This window comes from Streptomyces sp. NBC_00568, assembly GCF_026341855.1.
Taxonomy (GTDB): domain Bacteria; phylum Actinomycetota; class Actinomycetes; order Streptomycetales; family Streptomycetaceae; genus Streptomyces.
This window is the reverse complement of the sequence record NZ_JAPENW010000001.1, coordinates 6099313-6118844: the sequence shown is the minus strand read 5'-3', so window position 1 is coordinate 6118844 and position 19532 is coordinate 6099313. Positions and strand designations below refer to the sequence as shown.

Below are 19532 nucleotides of genomic sequence, written 5' to 3'. Positions count from 1 at the left end.
TACGTTGAACGATCGGCACACCCTGATGCGAAGGAGCACCCAGGTATGGCGACGCGACTCGGTCTCACCCTCCCCCAGATGAAGCAGTTCGACCTCGGACGGGACGTGCCCGACGTGGCACGCGCCGCGGAGGCGATCGGGTACGACAGCCTGTGGGTCTTCGAGCGGGCGCTGTTCCCGGATCCCCCGACGCAGGGGCTGTACGGCATCGAGGGACTGGCCTGGCCGGAGGCGTACCGCGGCGTCGCCGACCCCTTGGTCACCCTGACGCTCGCGGCCGCGGTCACCGAGCGCGCCGAGCTCGGGACCAGCGTCCTGGTGGCCCCGCTGCACGTGCCCTTCCAGCTCGCCAAGGCCCTCGCCTCGCTCGACGCGGCGAGCGGCGGCCGGGTCGTCGCGGGCCTCGGCACCGGCTGGTCGCTCGACGAGTACGCGGCGGCCTCCGCCCGGCCCTTCGAGGAGCGCGGCCAGGTTCTCGACGAGGTCATCGCGGTGTGCCGCGCGGTGTGGGGCCCCGACCCGGTGGTCCACGACGGCACGCTCACCAAGATCGCGTCGGCCGTGGTCGGCCCCAAGCCCGTCCGGCCGATCCCGATCCTGCTGGCCGCCAACACCGGAAAGGCGCGGCGCCGGCTCGTCGACCACGCCGACGGATGGATGCCGATCGGCATGGGCGTCGAGCAGCTGGCGGCGCAGTGGCGCCAGTTGCAGGACCTGGCCGCCGAGCGCGGCCGCACCGAGCCGCTGCGCACGGTGCTGCGGACCAACCCCCGGTACACGGCGAAGGGGTACGAGGGCGCGGACCGCCAGCCCTTCCAGGGCGGTGTCGAGCAGATCGTGGCCGACCTGGTCGCCCACGCCGAGGTCGGCCTCGACGAGATCTTCCTCGACCTCCAGAGCTCGGTGCGGGACGCCCAGGAACTGAAGGACGTGGCCGCCGAGGTGTACGAGGCGGCGCGGGCCGCCGGGGTCTGACCCTCCAGCCGCGCCGCGCCGCGCCGCGCCGCGCCGCGTGTCGTGTCGAGTCGAGTCGAGTCGAGTCGAGTCGAGCCGAGCCGAGCCGAGCCGAGCCGGGTCGGGTCGGGTCGGGTCGGGTCGGGTCGAGTCGGGTCGAGTCGAGCCGAGCCGAGCCGAGTCGAGCCGAGTCGAGTCGAGGAAGACTCAGTCCTCGGGGAGTTCCACCGGCGCGATCTCGTCGTAGACGTCGCCGGGCCCGGGGTTGGTCGGGTCGGTCGTCCCGCCGAGCTGGTGCATGACGCCCCAGACCGCGTTCAGCGCGGTCTGGACGGCGCCCTCGGCCCAGCCGGCCGTCCAGGAGATGTCGTCACCGGCGAGGAAGATGCCCCGCTTGTCCTCGGGCAGCGCTTCCTGCATGAAGTGCGTGAACAGACGGCGCTGGTAGCGGTAGTGGCCCGGCAGGTTGGCCTTGAACGCGCCCATGAAGTAGGGCTCGTTCTCCCAGGACACGGTCACCGGGTTGCCGATGATGTGCTTCCTGATGTCGACCTTCGGGTAGATCTCGCCGAGCGACTTCAGCATGACCTCCATCCGCTCGCTCGCGGACAGCGGCAGCCACTTCAGGCTGTCGTCGCACCACGTGTACGAGAGGCAGATGACGGCGGGCTTGTCCGGGCCGTCGTCGAGGAGGTAGGTGCCGCGCGTCATCCGGTCGGTGAGCGTCATCGACATGACGTCACGGCCGGTCTCCTCGTCCTTGTCCAGCCAGAACGGCCGGTCGACGGGCACGAAGAGCTTGCTGGACTCCATGTAGTGCGTGCGCTCGATCGCCGTCCAGTGGTCGATCGGGAAGAGCGAGTCGTCGCAGGCGACCTTGGAGAGCAGCATCCAGGACTGGGCGGTGAAGATCGCCGCCTTGTACGTACGGATGTCGCCGTTCGCGTCCGTCACCGTGATGCCGTTGCCCGCGGTGCGGTTCAGCCGGGTCACGGCCGGACGCGGGGCGCCGTCGTGCAGCGTCGACAGCGAGGTGCCGTACGCCCAGTGGACGATCTTCTCCGGCTCGCGCTCCCACAGCCGCAGCGGGAGCTGCTGGGAGCCGCCGACGATGCCGCGGTGGTGGTCGTCGGCCTCGGTGTAGACGACCCGCAGGATCTCCAGGATGGAGTTCGGGAAGTCGGTGTCCCAGCCGCCGGTGCCGAAGCCGACCTGACCGAAGATCTCACGATGGCGGAAGGACTTGAAGGACTCCGAGTCGCACAGGAAGCCGTAGAAGGTCTGGTTGTCGAGCTTCTCGACGAGCTTCGACCAGATCTCCCGGATGCGCGGAACGTCGCGCTCCCGCATGGCCTGGTTCATGTCGGAGAAGTCGGCGCCGTCCTCCAGACAGGCGTTCCAGGCGTTCATGACGTCGCGGTAGACCTGCGGGAGGTCGTCGACGGAGGTCGCGTAGTGCGACTCGCCCTTGAGGTCGACGACCGTCGAAGGCGTGGACTCGGCAAGGGGGTTGGGGAACGGCCGGGTCTCGAGGTCCACCAGGTCGATGTAGTGCTGGAGGGCGGTGGAGGACGGCGGGAAGCGCATCGCGCCCATCTCGGCGGTGAGCGAGGGGTCGCAGCCCTCGAAACCGACCGTGCGCAGCCGGCCGCCGATCTCGTCGGCCTCGTACACGACGGGCTTGAGGCCCATCTTCATCAGCTCGTACGCGGCCACGATGCCGGACAGTCCGCCACCGATGACCGCGATCTCGGTGCCGTGCTCGGTCGCGGGTATCTGCCCGAGGCCCGCGGGGTGCGCGAGGAAGTCGTCGTAGGCGTAGGGGAAGTCCGGGCCGAACATGGTGATCGGCGGCTGCTGCACGTCGGCGTGCTGGACGGCGTTGGGCACGGTGGACGTCATGGGGTACGGACTCCTTGCGCGAATGCTGGTGAGGGGGAGGCTTGTTCGACCGGGCGGGATGTCAGACGAGGGACCCGTAGAGACCGGGGCGGCGGTCCTTCAGATACGGGTTCGCCTCGCGCGAGGCCGCGAGACGGACGGGGTCGGCGTCCGCCAGGACCAGTTCCTCGCCGCGGCCGGCCCGGGTACGGGCGACTCCGTCGGGCCCGGCCAGCGTGGACAGCCCGACGAACTCGAACTCCCCTTCCGGACCGGTGCGGTTGACGTAGGCGATGTACATCTGGTTCTCGAAGGCGCGCACCGGGACGACGGACTCGGCGACGAACTGGAAGGGGTGCATCTGCGCGGTCGGTACGAGCAGCAGGTCGGTGCCGGCGAGGGCGTGCGCGCGGACGTTCTCCGGGAACTCGACGTCGTAGCAGATCATGAGGCCGACCCGGAGGCCGTCGAGTTCGGCCTGCACGACGGGCTGGTCGCCGGGCGTGAAGTGGTCGTGCTCGAAGCAGCCGAAGAGGTGGGTCTTGCGGTAGTTCGCGAGCCGGGCGCCGTCGGCGGAGATCAGCTGCACGGAGTTGAACACCCGCGCCCCACCGTCGGCCGGGGCGCCCTCGTCCTCGTGGCGTGCGGCTTCGCGCTCGGGGTAGCCGTAGGCGACGGCCACGCCGTGCCGGGTGGCGATCTCGGCGATCGCGTCGGCGGATTCGCCGTCGGCGGGCTCGGCGAGGCGCGCGATGTCGTCACCGATGGCGTAGCCGGTCAGGAACATCTCCGAGGTCACGATCAGCCCGGCTCCCGCTGCGGCGGCGCGGCCGGCGGCCTCGTCGAGCACCTTGAGGTTCTCGACGATGGAGCCGGGGCGGCCGGAGCTCTGGAGCAGGGCTGTGCGCATGCGTGTTCTCCACCGGTGCGGAAGGGGATTCGGGGGGCCAGATAGACGGTACGGTCGGCCGGCTCGGGGGGACAAGAAGGACCCGTTGCGCGTCACCGAACGATTCATTGCGTGCGCCCGGCCTCCGGCGGCGATTCGTTGCGCACCCCCTCGCGCATCCCGGTCGTGGCCCCGATTCCCGGGGAGACGCAGGTCACAGGCGGGTTTCCCGCACCAGGACGGGGCAGGGCGGCTGCCCGGAGGCGGCGGCCCCCCGGCCCCGGTTCCGGCCCCCTCCGGCCCCGGTTCCGGCCCTGCGGGCGCTCACAGCTCGCGCAGCCGCTCCACGATCTCGCGCAGCAGTTCCGGGTCGGCCACCGGACCGCCGTGCGGCGAACGGCGCGGCTCGTCGATGCGCACCAGCCCGGCCTCCGCCAGGTCGCCGAGGAGCACGCGTACGACGGTCAGCGGCAGGTCGACATCCGCGGCGAGCTCGACGACCGGCCGGGGGCCGTGCCGCGCCAGGTCGAGCAGGGCGGCCGCCGCATGATCGACACCGGGCAGCCCGGTGCCCGCCTCCAGGGCCGTGACCTGCGACATCAGATCGATGAGCTGCCCGCCCGAGGGCCGGGTCCGGCCCCCGGTGACGGTGTAGGGCCGCACCATCGGCCCGGTCTCGTCCTCGTACCAGTGGTCGTCGGTCACGGGCGGATCAGGGGCCAGCGGGGTCGGCCGCCGAACGTACGGCGGCGGCCATGTGGCGGCCGACGCGGCGGACGAGCAGTTCCATCTCGTGGGCGAGCTGTCCGACGTCCGTCTGCACCTCGCTGAGCACGGCCAGCCTGCTTCCGTCGCCCGCCGGGGTGATGAAGAGGTAGGCGTCGTCGAGCATCACCATGGTCTGGCGCACCCCGCCCGCGGCGAAGCGCTCGCCCGCCGAACGGGCGAGGCTGTGGAAGCCCGCGCAGACGGCGGCGAGGTGCTCGATGTCCCGTCTGCGCATGCCGTCCGAGCAGCTCAGCGGGAGACCGTCGGCGGTGAGGAGCACGGCCTGGCGGACATGGTCCGTCCTGGCCACGAGGTCGTCGAGCAGCCACCCGAGATCGGTACCGGGCCGGTCGGTGTCACCCCCGTACCCGGAGGCGCCCCCCGCCGGCTCCGGGGTCCGGGCCTCGGGGACGCGGGCCTCGAGGGTCCGGTCGGAGTGCTCTGGGAGCTGGTCAGGGCGCATCGTCGGCGTCCGTCCCTTCCTCGGTGTCGGTTCGCTGCGAGGGGCCGGACCGCCTGGCGTCCGGCTGCGTGGGCAGGCCCCTGCGTCCGCGGTCGAGGCCCCGCTGGAAGGATCCGAAGACCGCGCGCATCTCCTCCGGAGTGACCTCGCGCTCCGGCGTCTCGTCGGCCACCGGTCCCGCGGTACGCAGCTCGGGTGCGAGGGCCCGCTGGCGGACCCGGGTGGGCAGCACGGGCGAGCCCGGGACCGGGGCGTCCCGCGGCACAGGATCGAGCTCCTGCTCGCGCCGCGCCGTCCGCCGCTCCTCGAGGACCACGGTGCCCGTCCGCGAGGGCAGCGCCCGCGGGTCCGGGTCCGCCGCCACCGCCGGGCGCGCGGGTTCCACCGGCGCGAGAACCGCCTCCGGCAGCAGCACCACCGCCGTCGTGCCGCCGTACGGCGAACGGCACAGCGTGACCGTGATGCCGTGCCGTGCGGCGAGCCGGCCCACCACGTACAGCCCGAGCCGGTCGTGCCGGGTCGGGTCGAAGTCGTCCGGCGTGGTGATGGTGCGGTGGGCCTCCTCGATCTGTTCCGGCGCCAGACCGAGACCCCGGTCGTCGATCTCCAGGACGAACCCGCTCCCGGCCCGTCCGGTACGCAGGGTGACCTGGGTGTGGGGCGGTGAGAACACCGTGGCGTTCTCGACGAGTTCGGCGATCAGATGGACGATGTCGGCGACGGCGTCCGCCGCGACGCCCACCTCCGGCATCGGAGGGATCATGACCCGCGCGTACTGCTCGATCTCGCTCACCGCGGACGACACCACCTCGCCGACGGGCACGGGCCGCCGCCAACGGCGGCCCGGGGCCGAGCCGGAGAGGATGATCAGACTCTCCGCGTGGCGCCGCATGCGTGTGGTCAGGTGATCGATCCGGAACAGGTCGTCCAGGACGTCCGGGTCGTCGGTGCGCCGCTCCAGCGTGTCGACCAGCTTGAGCTGCCGGTGCACGAGCGCCTGGTTGCGGCGGGCGATGTTCAGGAGCACCGCGAACAGCCCGCGGCGCAGGGTGGCCTGCTTGACGGCGGCCTCGACGGCCGCGAGCCGGGCGGTGTTGAAGGACCTGCCGACCTGGCCGATCTCGTCGGCCACCGCCTCCGCGTCGGCCAGGGGCGGCGCCTCGGCGGCGGCGTCGATCTCCTCACCGGCGCTCAACCGCTCCATGACGTGCGGGAGCTGACGATTGGTCAGCAGATCGGCGGCGTCCCGCAGCGACTCGAGACGGCGCGAGATGCGCCGTGCGCCACGCACCGCGAACCACAGGGAGAGCCCCACGGCGGCCAGTCCCAGCACACCGACGATCGCCGCCTTGGCCATCTCACGGTAGGCGAACGCCCGGCCTCGCTCGGCGGAGTTGATCGCCGACCGGGTGCACAGCCGCATGTACTGCTTGACGGCGCGGTCCGTGGTGGTGCGCCACGTACCGGCCGCGACGGCCTCGCCCGCGCCCTCCGCACCCGCCCGCAGCAGGGCGTCCTCACCCCGGGTCAGCTCCCGGTGGAGGTCTCCGCGCTGGAACTCCTCGAAGAGGCCGCGCGAGTCGGCCGGCAGGTCGGGCACATAGGTCCGCTCGAAGACCCGGCGGTCCTCGATCGTCGCGGTGAGGGTGTCGTACTGGCGGTCGGTGAGCGTTCCGGCGGCCCGTGCCCCGGCGACGAGCGCGTCCTCGCGGGAGACGAACTCCCGCACCCGCACCAGCTCGACGACGACCTGCGCCTCGCGGGCCAGCTGCCCGGCCTGGAGCGCCGTGAGCGCTGACGGGACGTCGAAGCCCGGTTCCACCAGGGTGCTGTATTCGGCCACGGCCCGGTCCCAGGTGACGGCGTGGGACAGCACCCGCCCGCGCAGCCCCTCCAGCCCGTCCACCGAGTGGAGCACGGCGTCGAGTTCCTGCCGTTGGCGATCGGAGAGCTGGTCACGGTCCCCGTCCCGGATCGCGGTGCGCATCGCGGTCACCGCCCGGTCGGTGCGGCGCTCCTGCGCCAGCAGGTCGAGGGCCGCCCTCGTTCCGCGGCCCTCGCCCAAGTACGCGGCCGCGAACCGCCGTTCGATCTGTATCTGGCCGATCGCCGTGTCGACCGGCGTGCCGAAGGTGTTGTAGACACCCTCCAGGCGGACGAGCGCTCGCAGTTCGCCGGTGACGGACACCATGGCGAAACTCCACAGCGTCATGAGGGCTATCACCGGAGCGAGTGCGAGGGCCACGATCCGCGTGCGGACCGTGGTCGTACGGCCGAAGGGCCAGCGCATGGACTCCCCAGGACGACAGGACGAATCGGGTGGCCGGGTGACGTGTGGTAACCCATCGGTGTTACTCGCGGGTAGCGAGGCGGCTCAAACTAGTGGATGACATGCCCGGACCGCAATGGTCCGGGCTGACCCACCGTTCAATTCCCACGGCCCGCCGCCCGGTCCGGCCCGTCAGCCTCCGCGAGGCACCTCGAAGACGGTGACGACCGCCCCGTGGTCCGAGGGCCAGTCGTTGTCCGCGACGTCGGGCCAGGCGCGCGGGGTGCCGCTGACAAGGGTGCGGGAATCGAGAACGGTCAGGCCCCTGTGCAGGACGAAGTCGATCCGGTCCTGCGGTTCCGGACGGCCGCTGCCGTCCTCGTGCTCGGTGTGGACGGGTGACCAGGTGTGCCCGGGGTCCCGCAGCGGGTCGGGGTGGGCCTCGCGATAGGAGTCGCTCAGGCCCGCCTCCTCGGCGGCCTTGGTCACCGGCCAGGCGACGTCCGGCCAGTCCAGGTGCGAGGGCGTGTTGAAGTCCCCGACCAGGACGACCGGAACGGACCCGTCGGCGGAGTCGGCGACCCGCCGCAGGATCTCCCTCATCCGGCCGAGCCGCCCCTCCTCGTGCGCGATCAGTCCGGCCGCCGGAAGTCCGTCGAAGCGTGCCTCGTACGGGCCGTACGGCGCGCAGTCGAGGTGGACGCTCCAGACGTCGACCCGCCGGCCGCCGTCCAGCGCGATCCGGACGCCGGTCCCCCCGTAGAAGCCGACGTCCGGGTCGCCCAGCCGCGCGACGATCGGGTAGCGGCTGATGACGCCGAGGTTGTCGCCCGCCCGGTGGTGGTGCCAGCCGAGAGCCTCGGCGAGTTCCTCCGCCGCGTTCCCGTACGTCTCCTGGAGGCCGACCACGTCCGCTCCCGTCCGGGCGATGACCTTGAGCTGCTTCTCGCGGTACCCGTCGACCTTGGTGCCGCCGTACCAGAGGTTCCAGCTCATCACCCGCAGCTCACCCGGCGCGACCATCGCGCGCAGCCGCGCCGGGGACACCTCCTCCAGGCTGCCGAGCACGGTACGCCCGGCCGCGGGGGCGATCGGGGCGAGCGAGGGCACCGCGAGGACGGCGCAGCCGGCCGACTCGGCGGAGGTGACGCCGGTCTGGGTGTCCTCCACGGCGACGCAGGCGGCGGGATCGACGCCGAGGGCACGGCAGGCGGCCAGGTAGGGGTCGGGGGCGGGCTTGGTGCGCTCGGTGTCGTCGGCGGTGACGGACACGGCGAAGCGATCGGCACCGAGCGCCTCCAGGACCGTGTCGGCGACCGCGCGCGGCGACGCGGTCACCAGCGCGGTGGGCACGCCTTCACGGGCGAGCGCGTCGAGCAGTTCCGTCGCTCCGGGGCGGGGCACGATGCCCGTGCGGACCCGGTCCGCGAACTGCCGGTGCAGCTCGGCGGCGATCGTCTCGGCCGATGCGCCGGTGACTCCGGCCAGCCAGCCCGCGGTGTGCTCGACGGGCCGTCCGAGCACGTGCGGCTGGTCGGCCCCCGTCAGGACGTGTCCGAGCCCGTCGGCCACCTGCTCCACCGCCTCCCACCACAGCCGCTCGGTGTCCACGAGCGTCCCGTCCATGTCGAACAGGACGGCCTGGAGGGGAAGTCGGGCGGTGGTGCGGTGGGTCACGGGGTTCTCTTTCTTCGGTGGGGGGGGTGGGGGGAGCCGGGTGCGGGCTCGGACGGAGGGGCGGGCGAGGCGGGTCGGCGTTCGGGTGAGGTGGGTCATGGCGGGGTGGGTCATGCGGGGCCATGCCCTGTGGGGCCACCCCGAGGTGCGCCCGGCGGGGAGTGACCCGAGGCGCGAGGGCAGTGGCCTCCGCGGGCCCGGGCACTCCGGTCGTACGGCACCGGCCGCACCACCGGACACCCCCGCGCCCCGGTCGTACGGCACCCGCCGCACCACCGGACACCCCCGCGCCCCGGTCGTACGGCACCCGCCGCACCACCGGACACCCCCGCGCCCCGGTCGTACGGCACCCGCCGCACCACCGGACACCCCCGCGCCCCGGTCGTACGGCACCGGCCACACCGCCGGACGCTCCCCGCGGCACGGAGTACGACGCGCGGTGCCGGGGCCGATCCCGGAGGGACGGCCGGTGTCCGAGGCCGCGCGGGGCGCCTCCGCCTCGCTCAGCGAGATGGGGCGACCTGCGGCGACCAGTACCACCCCCGCGCGGCACGGCACCGGACGCGCGCCCCGCCACCCTGCCGGGTACGTCGGCCGACGCGGGACCGGGTTCCCGGCCTGGTTCGGTACCGGGCGGGATTCCCGGCCTGGTTCGGTACCGGATGCGCGACCGGTTCGAGACCCGGTGGGGGCCCGGTTCGCGACCGATCCGGAACCGCATGCGGTGCCGGGTCCGGAACCGGATGCGGTACCGGTTCGGAACCGCGTGGGCTCGGACCGGCGAGACCGGGCGCCGCTCAGGTCGCGCGCTCGGCGACCAGGACCGGACGGTCCGGCAGCGCGACCGTCACCGCGGCACCCGACGCGAGCGTCGCGGCCTCGTGCGTGGGCAGGTCGGCCTTGACCTCGGTGCCGTCCGCGAGCCGCACGGTGACCCGGGTGGCAGCCCCGAGGAAGGCGGTGGCCACGACCCGCGCGTCACCCGCGTCGTCGGCGCTCACCCAGACCGCCTCGGGCCGGACCAGCACATCCACCTCCCCCGCGGCCGGCGGGTTCCCGTCCACCGGCAGCCGCCGGCCGAGCACCTCGACCGTGTCGCCGTCGAGGCTCCCCGGAATCCGGCTCATCGTGCCCACGAACTCGGCGACGAAGGCGGTGGCGGGACGCCCGTACAACTCGGCGGGCGACGCGCACTGTTCGAGCTGTCCGGCCCGCATCACCGCGACCCGGTCCGCCATGGACAGCGCCTCTTCCTGGTCGTGCGTCACGAACAGGGTGGTGATGCCGAGTTCCAGCTGGAGCCGACGGATCTCCTCACGCAGCGAGAGCCGCACCTTGGCGTCCAGCGCGGAGAGCGGCTCGTCGAGCAGCAGGACGCGGGGCCGCAGGGCGAGCGCGCGGGCCAGCGCGACGCGCTGCTGCTGGCCGCCGGAGAGCTGGTGCGGGAACCGCTCACTCTTGTCCCCGAGGCCCACGAGGTCGAGCAACTCGGCGGCTCGGGAACGGCGTTCGGCCGAACGCACCTTGCGCATCCGCAGTCCGAAGGCCACGTTGTCCAGGGCGCTGAGATGCGGGAAGAGGCTGTACGACTGGAAGACCATCCCGGCGTCGCGGCGGTGTGCCGGAACCCGGGTGATGTCCTCGCCGTCGACCAGCACCTCGCCGGAATCGGGCTGTTCGAACCCGGCGAGCATGCGCAGCGCGGTGGTCTTGCCGCAGCCGGAGGGGCCGAGCAGGGCGAGGAGCTCACCGGGCCGGACGGTGAGGTTCAGGCCGTCGAGGGCGACGGTCGGGCCGAACTCCCGCCGGAGTCCCCGGAATTCGACGGTGGCGGCCTTTTCGAGCGTGGCGAGGGTCATGGTCATCCCCGGGAGGCGGAAGCGGTACGGGAGCGGCCACCGAAGACGGCGAGCGCGAGAAGCAGTGCCCAGGTGACGAACAGGCTGAGCACGGAGACGGCGACGGACATCTGGGCCTGCGAGCCGCCGACGTTGTAGATCCACACGGCGAACGGCTGGTAGCCGAGCAGCCGCGCGACCGTGAACTCGCCGAGCACCAGGGCCAGGGTGAGGAAGGAGGCGTTGAGCAGCGCGCCGCGCAGATTGGGCAGCACCGCGTGCACGAGCGCCCGCGCGGGGCTCGCGCCGCAGCTGCGGGCGGCTTCGACGAGGGTGCGCACGTCGACGGCGCGCAGTCCCGCGTCCAGGGCCCGGTACACGAACGGCAGCGCCATCACGACGTACGCGAGGACGAGCACGACCGGGAAGCCCGGGTCCTGGATCGCGACGAACGTCTGGAACAGCGGGGTCCGCGAGAGGTGTTCGGGCCCCCACTTCAGGACGGTGGCGATCCCGGCGACGAACGCGATCGGCGGGACGACGAGAGGCAGTGAGCACACCACCTCGACGACCGGTCGCAGCCGGGGCGCGCCGAGCCGCAGGGCGACCGTGGCGGGCACCATCAGGAGCAGCACCACGACGATGGTGGCGGCGGCGAGTTCCAGCGAGAGCACCAGGCTGGAGACGAACCCGTCACTGGACACGATCTCGCTGTAGGCGTCGAAGGTGACGCCCTGCCCCGGAACGTCGACCGTGAAGACCACGGACGCGGCCATGGGCACCAGGAAGTACAGCGCGGCGAGGGCGAGGACCACCCAGCGCCACAGGTTCAGGCGAGCCATCGCGCGCTCCGTCGTTGCAGGGGCAGGTACACGGCCATGACCAGGCCCGCGATGAGGACCATGTCGAGGCTGAGGGCGAGCGCCACGTTCTCCTGGCCGACCAGCACGTTGCCGGAGATGGCGTCGGCGATCTGCAGGGTGACCAGCGGGACCGCGCTGCCCACCATCGCGGCGGCGGTGGCGTACGCGGCGAAGGCGCTGCCGAAGAGGAGCACGAATCCACCGAGCAGCGAGGGCGCGAGGACGGGCAGCGCGACATGCCGCCAGTACTGGACCGAGGTCGCGCCGTTGTTCTGCGCCGCCTCGCGCCACTGGGAGCGCAGGCCGTCGAGGGCGGGCGTGATGGTGAGGACCATGAGCGGGATCAGGAAGTACAGATAGACGATGACCAGGCCCCAGAAGCTGTAGAGGTTCCAGCCCTTGTCGGTGAGGCTCAAGTGCCGTGTCAGCACACCCGAGTTGCCGAGGGTGGCGACGAAGGCGAAGGCCAGCGGGACGCCGCCGAAGTTGGCGAGGACCCCGGACGCGGTGAGCACGGCCTCGCGCAGGGCCCGGAAGCGGGAGGTCACCACGGCCTGGGCGAGCGGGAGTCCGAGGACGGTCGCGAGGCCCGCGGAGACGGCGGACAGTTTGACGCTGCCGATCAGGGCGGTCAGATAGGCGCCCCGGAACGAGCCGGTCAGGTTGGCCGTGGTGTACGAACTCGCGCCGGTGGCCTGGTCCTTGACGGTGAAGGCGCCGTTGAGCATGGCGAGGGCGGGGATGCCGAAGGCGATCACCACGAAGACGAGCAGCGGGACGACGGCGAGCCAGTCGGGGGCGCGGCGGCGCCGCCGCTGCTGGTCGGCAGCGGCGGGCGCCACGTCGGCCGGGGCCTCGGTGAGAGCGGTGGTCATCCGGAGACGGCCTTGCCCCAGCCGTCGGCGAGCACGGTCTTCGCCTTGCTCTGCTGGTCCTCGGTCGGGAAGCTCGGGGTGCCGGAGACCGCGGGGAGCTTCGCGGCGGCGGTCTTGTCGAGCGTGCCGGCCTTCTCCAGCGCGGTCATCAGAGCGGGGCGGGCGTACCCCTTCAGCCAGAGGTTCTGGCCCTCGGCGCTGTAGAGGTACTCCTGCCAGAGGCGGGCGGCGGCCGGGTGCGGGGCGTCCTTGTTGATGGCCTGGGAGTAGTACTGGGCGTACTGGCCGTCGGAGGGGATGGACACCTTCCAGTCGACGCCCTTGGACTTGAACTCGTCGGCGTACCCGGCGTTCAGGTAGTCCCAGTCGATGCTGATGGGCGTCTCGCCCTTCTCGACCGTGGCCGGGGTCGACTCCACCGGCGTGTAGTTGCCGTTCTTCTTCAGCTTGGCGAAGAAGTCGAGTCCGGGCTGGATGTCGTCGAAGGAACCGCCGCTCGCCAGCGAGGCCGCGTACACACCGCCGAAGGCCGAACCGGACTTGGTGGGGTTGCCGTTGAGCGCGACCTGGCCCTTGTACCGCGGCTTGAGCAGGTCCTTGAAGGTCTTCGGACACTCCTTGACCCGCTTGGCGTCGCAGCCGATGGAGATGTAGCCGCCGTAGTCGTTGAACCAGCGGCCGGCGGCGTCCTTCTGCCCCTCGGGGAGGTCACCGAAGGCGGTCACCTTGTACGGGGCGAGCAGCCCCTGCTGGGCCGCGCTCAGCGCGAAGGAGCTGCCGAGGTCGAGGACGTCGGGGGCACGGTCCTGGCCCTTGCGCGAGGTGACGGCGTTGATCTCGTCCTGGCTGGAGCCGTCGGGGCTCTCGACCTCGATCTTGATGCCGTACTTCTTGGTGAAGCCGTCTATGAGGGCGCCGTAGTTGGCCCAGTCGCGGGGAAGGGCGATCGCGTGCAGCGTGCCCTCCTTCTTGGCCGCCTTGACGAGGGCGTCGAGGCCGCCGAAGTCCGCGGCGGAGGTCGCGGTGGCCGCGCTCTTGCCGTCGGCGGTGGTCGCCTTGTCGTCGGGAGCGGCGCCACAGGCGCTCAGGGCGAGTGCTGCGGCGACGGCGAGGCCGCCGGTGAGGCGGGCGGTCCTCGGCAGGAACACGGTCACGGTCTCTCCAGGGTGGCGCACGAGGGTGGAGTGGGACGGAGAACTTGTCTGAACAAGTTGGCCCCAGTAGGCCCGCCGATGATGTCTTGTCCGTAAACTTTGGCGAAACCGTTACCCCTTATCCCCTGCACAATCCCGGCCGCCGCGGATCACCGTCCGATCTCGATTAGGCTGATCACGCTGTGCACAGTGGTCGGATCAGAGGGGAAGAATGGCGGCGCGACACGAGGAGATCGCCGAGGAGCTGCGGCGGGCGATCGACCGCGAGGAGTACACCGTGGGCAGTCTGCTGCCGGCGGAGACCGACCTCGCGGCCCACTATGGCGTCTCGCGCGGCACGGTCCGTCAGGCCGTCGCGGCCCTGACCGCCGAGGGGCTCATCGGTTCACGCCAGGGCGCCCGCCGCGTGGTTCTCGCGGGCCGCCGCAGCCAGAGCTTCGCCGAACTGCGCAGCTTCGCCCAGTGGGCGCGGGCGATGGGGCGCGAGGCGACGGGACACGTGGTGGCGCAGGAGTACCGCCCGGCGACGGCGGAGGATGCCGTCCGACTCCAACTACGGGAGAAGACACCCGTGTTGCACGTGCTGCGGGTCCGCGGCCTGGACGGGGAACCGGTCCTGCTGGAGCGCACCGTGTACGCGGACTGGATCTCCCCCGCCGTGGCGGCCATCGAGCCCGAGTGCCCCTCCGTGACCCAACGGCTCTACGAGGACACCGGCGTGGTCTTCGCCTACGGCGAGCACGTCATCGACGCCGTCGCGGCGGGCGCGCAGGACGCCGACCTCCTCGGAGTCCGCCGCACCAGCCCCTTGCTGCGGGTCCGCCGCGTCACCACCACACGCGAAGGACGCCCGGTGGAGTGGTCCGACGACCGCTACCGCTCGGACGCCGTGAGCTTCAGCGTGCACAACTCGATAGGCAACAACGCCCTGGCGAGGAAAACGGCGGAGTAGTCACTCCCTCCGCCCACCGGCCGCCCTCTGAGCGCCGCCTCCCTCCGAGCGGCGGGCCCCTCAGAACGCCGGGATCTGGAGCGCCCGTCAGGGGCGCGGGGAACTGCGAGCCCAGCCACAACAGGCCCGCAGCCGCCAAGAGGCAGGACCCCCACCCTCTGGGGCGCACCAGCGTTCATGGGGGCGCCGACTACGTCGGCGACCCCGAGGAAAACCTCCGCAACAGCGGCGAAAGCACCAGCACGGACTTCGTCCGCTCCACGAACGGCTCCCCCGCGATCCGCTCGAGGACCCGCTCGAAGTGCCGCATGTCCGAGGCGAAGACCTGCACCACCGCGTCCGCCTCCCCGGTGACGGTGGAGGCGGCCACGACTTCCTGATAGCGCTCGAGACCGCGCTGGATGGTCTCCGGCGAGGTGTTCCGCCGGCAGTAGATCTCGACGAAGCCCTCGGTCTCCCAGCCGAGCGCCGCCGGGTCCACCCGTACGGTGAACCCGGTGATGGCCCCGGTGGCCCGCAGCCGGTCGACCCGCCGCTTCACGGCGGGCGCGGACAGGCCGACCAGTTGCCCGATGTCCGCGTAGGAGCGACGGGCGTCCTCGGCGAGGGCGTGCACGATGCGTTCGTCGAGATCGTTCAGCACTGCGGGTGGTTCACTTTTCTGCGAGGGGTTCTACGGTTGCTCGGCGACGGGTTCCGCGGTCGCCATCCGGGACCGGCGGTAGCCGTAACTGAAGTAGAACACGAGCCCGACGGCCATCCAGACGCCGAAGACCACCCAGGTGACGGCCGAGAGACTGGCCATCATCCACACGCACAGCAGGAAGCCGATCGCGGGCAGCACCGGCGCGAGCGGAACCCGGAAAGTACGGCGCATGGCCGGGCGCGTCCGGCGCAGTACGACGACGGCGACATTGACCAGCGCGAAGGCGAAGAGCGTGCCGATGCTGGTGGCGTCGGCGAGCTGGCCGAGCGGGATCGCGGCGGCGAGGACACCGCAGAACAGCGACACGATGACCGTGTTGGCGCGGGGCGTGCCGGTCTTCGGGTGGACCCGGGCGAACACCTTGGGCACCAGGCCGTCCCGGCCCATCGCGAACAGGATGCGGGTCTGGCCGTAGAGCACGGTCAGCACGACACTCGCGATGGCGATGACCGCGCAGGCCGCCAGCAGCGTGCCCCAGAAGGTCTGCCCGGTGACGTCCTTCATGATCCCGGAGAGCGCGGCCTCCGAGTCGTTGAACCCCCGCCAGGGCCGCGCACCGACGGCGACGGCGGCGACGAGGACGTACAGGGCGGTCACGATGACCAGCGAGAGCATGATCGCGCGCGGCAGGTCGCGCTGCGGGTCCTTGGCCTCCTCACCGGCGGTGGAGGCGGCGTCGAAGCCGATGTAGGAGAAGAACAGGGTGGCGCCGGCGGCGCTGACGCCCGCCATGCCGAGCGGCATGAAGTGCTCGTAGTTGCCGGAGCGGAAGCCCTGGACGCCGATCGCGCAGAACATCACCAGCGCGGCGATCTTCACGGCCACCATGATGGTGTTGGCGCGCGCCGACTCCCTCGCCCCGCCGAGCAGGAACGCCATCGCGAGCAGCACGACGATGAGCGCGGGCAGGTTGAAGATGCCTCCGTCACCGGGCGGCGCGGACAGCGCGTCCGGGATGGTGACGCCGATGGTGCCGTCGAGCAGTTCGTTCAGGTACTCGCCCCAGCCGACCGCGACGGCCGCGACCGAGACGCCGTACTCCAGGACCAGGCACCAGCCGCAGATCCAGGCGATGAGCTCGCCCATCGTTGCGTACGCGTACGAGTACGAGGATCCGGCGACCGGGATGGTGCCGGCCAGCTCGGCGTACGAGAGGGCGGAGAAGAGCGCCGTGAGGCCGGCGATCACGAAGGACAGGGTGACCGCGGGTCCGGCCTTGGGGACGGCCTCGCCGAGGACGACGAAGATGCCGGTGCCGAGCGTGGCACCGATGCTGATCATGGTCAGCTGCCACAGGCCGAGGGAGCGCCGCAGGGAGCCTCCCTCCCCCTGGCCACCCTCCGCGACCAGGCGTTCCACGGGCTTGCGGCGCATGAGACGCGCGCCGACACCCGGGGACGGTGGGGCGGACGTGGTGGGGGACTTCGGGGGTGCGCCTTGGTCGAGCACGCGCTGGCTCCTTCATCGCTGCCGGTCGGAAAGGGCGGGGACCGGCGGCACCCCTGACAGGAGGGACCCACCGAGCGGGGTCCCCGCCACGCTATGTACAGCGCTTGACCCTATGAGTCCGGGCTTCACGGGCGTAATGCAGCAACCTTGCGCATCTCCGCAAGATCGTTGCGTTCATCGCATCCCGGCGCATGTTCGTTGCGCGGGGCCTTTCGATGGTTGCGCGAGGCGCCTTTTCGCTCAGGGAACGGCCCTGCGAGCACCCCGTCCGACACGGCGTCAGTTCCCTTCGCGGGGGCGTCCGTCCACCCCCTCCACACCCTCGGGACACGCGTACGGCCCCCGCTCCCGACGAGGGGAACAGGGGCCGTACGAGGGCAGAAGGGCGGGTCAGCTCCAGCTGGCGTGCAGGGGCTTGCCCTCGGCGTAGCCGGCCGCGCTCTGGATGCCGACGATCGCGTTCCGGGCGAACTCGTCCAGGGAGTTGGCGCCCGCGTAGGTGCAGGAGGAACGGACGCCCGCGATGATCGAGTCGATCAGGTCCTCCACGCCCGGACGGGACGGGTCGAGGAACATGCGCGAGGTGGAGATGCCCTCCTCGAACAGCGCCTTGCGGGCCCGGTCGTACGCCGACTCCTCGCTGGTGCGGTTCTTCACCGCACGCGCCGAGGCCATGCCGAACGACTCCTTGTACAGGCGCCCGTTGGCGTCCTGCTGGAGGTCGCCCGGGGACTCGTACGTGCCGGCGAACCAGGAGCCGATCATGACGTTGGACGCACCGGCGGCGAGCGCCATCGCGACGTCACGGGGGTGGCGGACACCGCCGTCGGCCCACACGTGCTTGCCGTACTTCCTGGCCTCGGCCGCGCACTCCATGACGGCCGAGAACTGCGGCCGGCCGACGCCGGTCATCATGCGGGTGGTGCACATGGCGCCGGGGCCGACGCCGACCTTGATGATGTCGGCGCCCGCGTCGATGAGGTCCTTGACGCCCTCGGCGGCGACGATGTTGCCCGCGACGATCGGCACCTGCGGGTCGAGCGCGCGCACCGTCCTGACGGCGCTGATCATCGACTCCTGGTGGCCGTGCGCCGTGTCGATGACGAGCGTGTCGACGCCCGCGTCGAGAAGCTGCTTGGCCTTGCCCGCCACATCGCCGTTGATGCCGACGGCGGCGGCGATGCGCAGCCTGCCGCCCGCGTCGGTGGCCGGGGTGTACAGCGTGGCGCGCAGGGCGCCCTTGCGGGTGAGGATGCCGGCCAGCTTGCCGTCCGCGTCCACGGCGGGGGCGTAGCGGCGGTTGGCGCCGTCGAGCGTGTTGAACGCCTCGCGGGGCTCGATGTCCGCGTCGAGGAGCAGCAGGTCCTTCGACATGACCTCGGACAGCTGGGTGAAGCGGTCCACACCGGTCAGGTCGGCGTCGGTGACCACACCGACCGGACGGCTGTTCTCGTCCACGACGACGCCCGCGTTGTGGGCGCGCTTGGGGAGCAGCGCAAGCGCGTCGGCGACGGTCTGGTGGGGCTCGAGGCGGATCGGGGTGTCGAGCACGAGGTGGCGCCCCTTGACCCAGGAGACGACCTCGGTGATGACCTCGATCGGGATGTCCTGCGGGATGACGACAAGGCCACCGCGGCGGGCGACGGTCTCGGCCATCCGGCGGCCCGCGATCGCCGTCATGTTGGCGACGACGAGCGGGATGGTGGTGCCCGTGCCGTCCGGAGAGCTGAGGTCCACGCCCTGGCGCGAGCCGACCGCGGAGCGGCTGGGCACCATGAAGACGTCGTCGTACGTCAGGTCGTACGGGGGCTGGATGTCGTTGAGGAAACGCACGTGCTGCACATCCCAGTCGATCAGAGGTGGCCCCCGGACAGGTCAGCCAGGGGGAAGAGCACGTACTTCATTGTCCCATGACAACCGGTATGCGGTCCCCGAACAGATCATCCAGGCTGGTCAGGGGGCAATTGGTCGGATCCTCCAAGGACGAGGACGACCGAGAGCGTGGCGTCGAACTGCTGGTAGTGGCCGGAGGCCGACTCCAGGACCTCCTGGGCGGTCTCCCACTCGCCGGGCCGCGCCCTCGCGTAGGGGCGCCAGCCCGTCACCACCAGCAGCCTGCCCGGACTGGCCGGTCCCCAGTCGGGGTCGCCCAGGACGTCGGCGAGCGCGTCCCAGTTCCGCCCGAACCACTCCGGCAGGTCGAGGGCGCGGCCACAGCGCGCCATGAAACCGGCCTTGTCGAGAACCCCGGTGAGGTCGAGCTCGGTGACCTGCCACCCGGCGGAGCGGCACACCTCCGAGAGAGGACCGTGGGTCATCTCAGCACCGCCTTGAACGAGTCGTAGTGATCGTCGGTGTAGTAGATCTCCCCGCCGCGCCCGGTGACGATGCGCCGGGCCCCGCGGTCGCTCTCGCCCGGAGTCCGGACCGTGTACTCGTGGTAGTACCCCCTGGCGTGCCTCGGCAGCTCACGCTCGACGTTGCCGAAGACGGCGCCGTCCCTGGCGTACGGGTAGGGGCCGCCCCGGTCGATGAGGGCGAGGATCTCGCGTGCCTGCGCGGGGAGCGCGGCGGCGGCGACGGTCGGCAGGTCGCCGGCCCAGGACGGGATCACCGTGGCACGGCTCGCGCCCGTGGCCGCGGAGTCTTCCGGCACGGCGGCCCCCGTCGACGAGCAGCCCGCCAGCAGGACCGTCAGACAGACCAGCAGGCCGGCGAAGAGCCGGCCCGCGTACGCGCGAGGGGACGGCCGCGGCAGCATGACGTCGATGCTGCCACGGCCGTCCCCTCGCGG

17 protein-coding genes are annotated in these 19532 nt (G+C 71.8%); 2 read left to right on the top strand and 15 right to left on the bottom strand.

Going from position 1 to position 19532, the window contains the following annotated elements; all coding sequences use genetic code 11:
• Nucleotides 1-45: 45 nt before the first annotated feature.
• The gene (locus tag OOK38_RS26630) at nt 46-975 is read left to right on the top strand and encodes an LLM class F420-dependent oxidoreductase (protein ID WP_266756438.1); all 930 of its coding nucleotides are present in this window, start codon (nt 46-48) and stop codon (nt 973-975) included.
• A 186-nt stretch (nt 976-1161) separates the two neighbouring features.
• Here OOK38_RS26630 and OOK38_RS26625 read toward each other — a convergent pair whose 3' ends face one another.
• The 10 genes from OOK38_RS26625 to OOK38_RS26580 form a co-directional block, all read right to left on the bottom strand.
• Entirely contained in the window at nt 1162-2856 is a 1695-nt protein-coding gene (locus OOK38_RS26625; protein ID WP_266756440.1) for an NAD(P)/FAD-dependent oxidoreductase, read from the bottom strand.
• A gap of 61 nt (nt 2857-2917) precedes the next feature.
• Nucleotides 2918-3745 carry a carbon-nitrogen hydrolase family protein gene (locus OOK38_RS26620; protein ID WP_266756442.1) on the bottom strand — a complete coding sequence of 276 codons (828 nt, stop codon included), beginning with the start codon at nt 3743-3745 and terminating at the stop codon, nt 2918-2920.
• A gap of 303 nt (nt 3746-4048) precedes the next feature.
• Complete coding sequence (locus OOK38_RS26615; RefSeq protein WP_266756444.1) at nt 4049-4429, bottom strand: DUF742 domain-containing protein; 381 nt, start codon at nt 4427-4429, stop codon at nt 4049-4051.
• 7 nt (nt 4430-4436) lie between these two features.
• A complete protein-coding gene (locus OOK38_RS26610; RefSeq protein WP_266756446.1) occupies nt 4437-4955 on the bottom strand; it encodes a roadblock/LC7 domain-containing protein in 519 nt (172 codons plus the stop codon).
• On the bottom strand, nt 4945-7245 hold the full coding sequence (locus OOK38_RS26605) for a nitrate- and nitrite sensing domain-containing protein (protein WP_266756448.1): 2301 nt from the start codon (nt 7243-7245) through the stop codon (nt 4945-4947). The genes OOK38_RS26610 and OOK38_RS26605 overlap by 11 nt, the downstream gene beginning before the upstream one ends.
• A 171-nt stretch (nt 7246-7416) precedes the next feature.
• Complete coding sequence (locus tag OOK38_RS26600) at nt 7417-8901, bottom strand: HAD-IA family hydrolase (RefSeq protein ID WP_266756450.1); 1485 nt, start codon at nt 8899-8901, stop codon at nt 7417-7419.
• A gap of 797 nt (nt 8902-9698) precedes the next feature.
• Nucleotides 9699-10766, bottom strand: coding sequence for an ABC transporter ATP-binding protein (locus OOK38_RS26595; protein WP_266756451.1), 1068 nt, complete (start codon nt 10764-10766; stop codon nt 9699-9701).
• On the bottom strand, nt 10763-11581 hold the full coding sequence (locus tag OOK38_RS26590) for an ABC transporter permease (RefSeq protein ID WP_266756453.1): 819 nt from the start codon (nt 11579-11581) through the stop codon (nt 10763-10765). Before OOK38_RS26590 ends, OOK38_RS26595 begins: the two co-directional genes overlap by 4 nt.
• The gene (locus OOK38_RS26585; RefSeq protein WP_266756455.1) at nt 11569-12477 is read right to left on the bottom strand and encodes an ABC transporter permease subunit; all 909 of its coding nucleotides are present in this window, start codon (nt 12475-12477) and stop codon (nt 11569-11571) included. Before OOK38_RS26585 ends, OOK38_RS26590 begins: the two co-directional genes overlap by 13 nt.
• Nucleotides 12474-13631 carry an ABC transporter substrate-binding protein gene (locus OOK38_RS26580; RefSeq protein ID WP_266756457.1) on the bottom strand — a complete coding sequence of 386 codons (1158 nt, stop codon included), beginning with the start codon at nt 13629-13631 and terminating at the stop codon, nt 12474-12476. Before OOK38_RS26580 ends, OOK38_RS26585 begins: the two co-directional genes overlap by 4 nt.
• A gap of 211 nt (nt 13632-13842) precedes the next feature.
• Here OOK38_RS26580 and OOK38_RS26575 point away from each other — a divergent pair, with 211 nt between their 5' ends.
• Nucleotides 13843-14583, top strand: coding sequence for a GntR family transcriptional regulator (locus OOK38_RS26575; RefSeq protein ID WP_266756459.1), 741 nt, complete (start codon nt 13843-13845; stop codon nt 14581-14583).
• A gap of 190 nt (nt 14584-14773) precedes the next feature.
• Here the strand turns inward: OOK38_RS26575 and OOK38_RS26570 are convergent, their stop codons facing one another.
• The 5 genes from OOK38_RS26570 to OOK38_RS26550 all read right to left on the bottom strand — a co-directional run bounded on the left by OOK38_RS26570 (nt 14774) and on the right by OOK38_RS26550 (nt 19499).
• Nucleotides 14774-15226 (bottom strand): Lrp/AsnC family transcriptional regulator, encoded by a 453-nt coding sequence (locus OOK38_RS26570; protein WP_015661832.1) that lies wholly within the window; start codon nt 15224-15226, stop codon nt 14774-14776.
• A gap of 30 nt (nt 15227-15256) precedes the next feature.
• Nucleotides 15257-16738, bottom strand: coding sequence for an amino acid permease (locus OOK38_RS26565; RefSeq protein WP_266756461.1), 1482 nt, complete (start codon nt 16736-16738; stop codon nt 15257-15259).
• A gap of 390 nt (nt 16739-17128) precedes the next feature.
• On the bottom strand, nt 17129-18571 hold the full coding sequence (locus OOK38_RS26560) for a GuaB1 family IMP dehydrogenase-related protein (RefSeq protein ID WP_266765586.1): 1443 nt from the start codon (nt 18569-18571) through the stop codon (nt 17129-17131).
• Between the two features lie 107 nt (nt 18572-18678).
• Nucleotides 18679-19056, bottom strand: a complete 378-nt coding sequence (locus OOK38_RS26555) for a barstar family protein (RefSeq protein ID WP_266756463.1) — start codon at nt 19054-19056, stop codon at nt 18679-18681.
• Entirely contained in the window at nt 19053-19499 is a 447-nt protein-coding gene (locus tag OOK38_RS26550) for a ribonuclease domain-containing protein (protein ID WP_266756465.1), read from the bottom strand. The genes OOK38_RS26555 and OOK38_RS26550 overlap by 4 nt, the downstream gene beginning before the upstream one ends.
• Nucleotides 19500-19532: the final 33 nt, after the last annotated feature.

What these genes read in the sequence shown, in the direction of transcription:
- OOK38_RS26595 (WP_266756451.1), bottom strand. Translation starts at nt 10,766, where the DNA reads ATGACCATGACCCTCGCCACGCTCGAAAAGGCCGCCACCGTCGAATTC.
- OOK38_RS26625 (WP_266756440.1), bottom strand. Translation starts at nt 2,856, where the DNA reads ATGACGTCCACCGTGCCCAACGCCGTCCAGCACGCCGACGTGCAGCAG.
- OOK38_RS26555 (WP_266756463.1), bottom strand. Translation starts at nt 19,056, where the DNA reads ATGACCCACGGTCCTCTCTCGGAGGTGTGCCGCTCCGCCGGGTGGCAG.
- OOK38_RS26630 (WP_266756438.1), top strand. Translation starts at nt 46, where the DNA reads ATGGCGACGCGACTCGGTCTCACCCTCCCCCAGATGAAGCAGTTCGAC.
- OOK38_RS26590 (WP_266756453.1), bottom strand. Translation starts at nt 11,581, where the DNA reads ATGGCTCGCCTGAACCTGTGGCGCTGGGTGGTCCTCGCCCTCGCCGCG.
- OOK38_RS26610 (WP_266756446.1), bottom strand. Translation starts at nt 4,955, where the DNA reads ATGCGCCCTGACCAGCTCCCAGAGCACTCCGACCGGACCCTCGAGGCC.
- OOK38_RS26575 (WP_266756459.1), top strand. Translation starts at nt 13,843, where the DNA reads ATGGCGGCGCGACACGAGGAGATCGCCGAGGAGCTGCGGCGGGCGATC.
- OOK38_RS26550 (WP_266756465.1), bottom strand. Translation starts at nt 19,499, where the DNA reads ATGCTGCCGCGGCCGTCCCCTCGCGCGTACGCGGGCCGGCTCTTCGCC.
- OOK38_RS26585 (WP_266756455.1), bottom strand. Translation starts at nt 12,477, where the DNA reads ATGACCACCGCTCTCACCGAGGCCCCGGCCGACGTGGCGCCCGCCGCT.
- OOK38_RS26605 (WP_266756448.1), bottom strand. Translation starts at nt 7,245, where the DNA reads ATGCGCTGGCCCTTCGGCCGTACGACCACGGTCCGCACGCGGATCGTG.
- OOK38_RS26620 (WP_266756442.1), bottom strand. Translation starts at nt 3,745, where the DNA reads ATGCGCACAGCCCTGCTCCAGAGCTCCGGCCGCCCCGGCTCCATCGTC.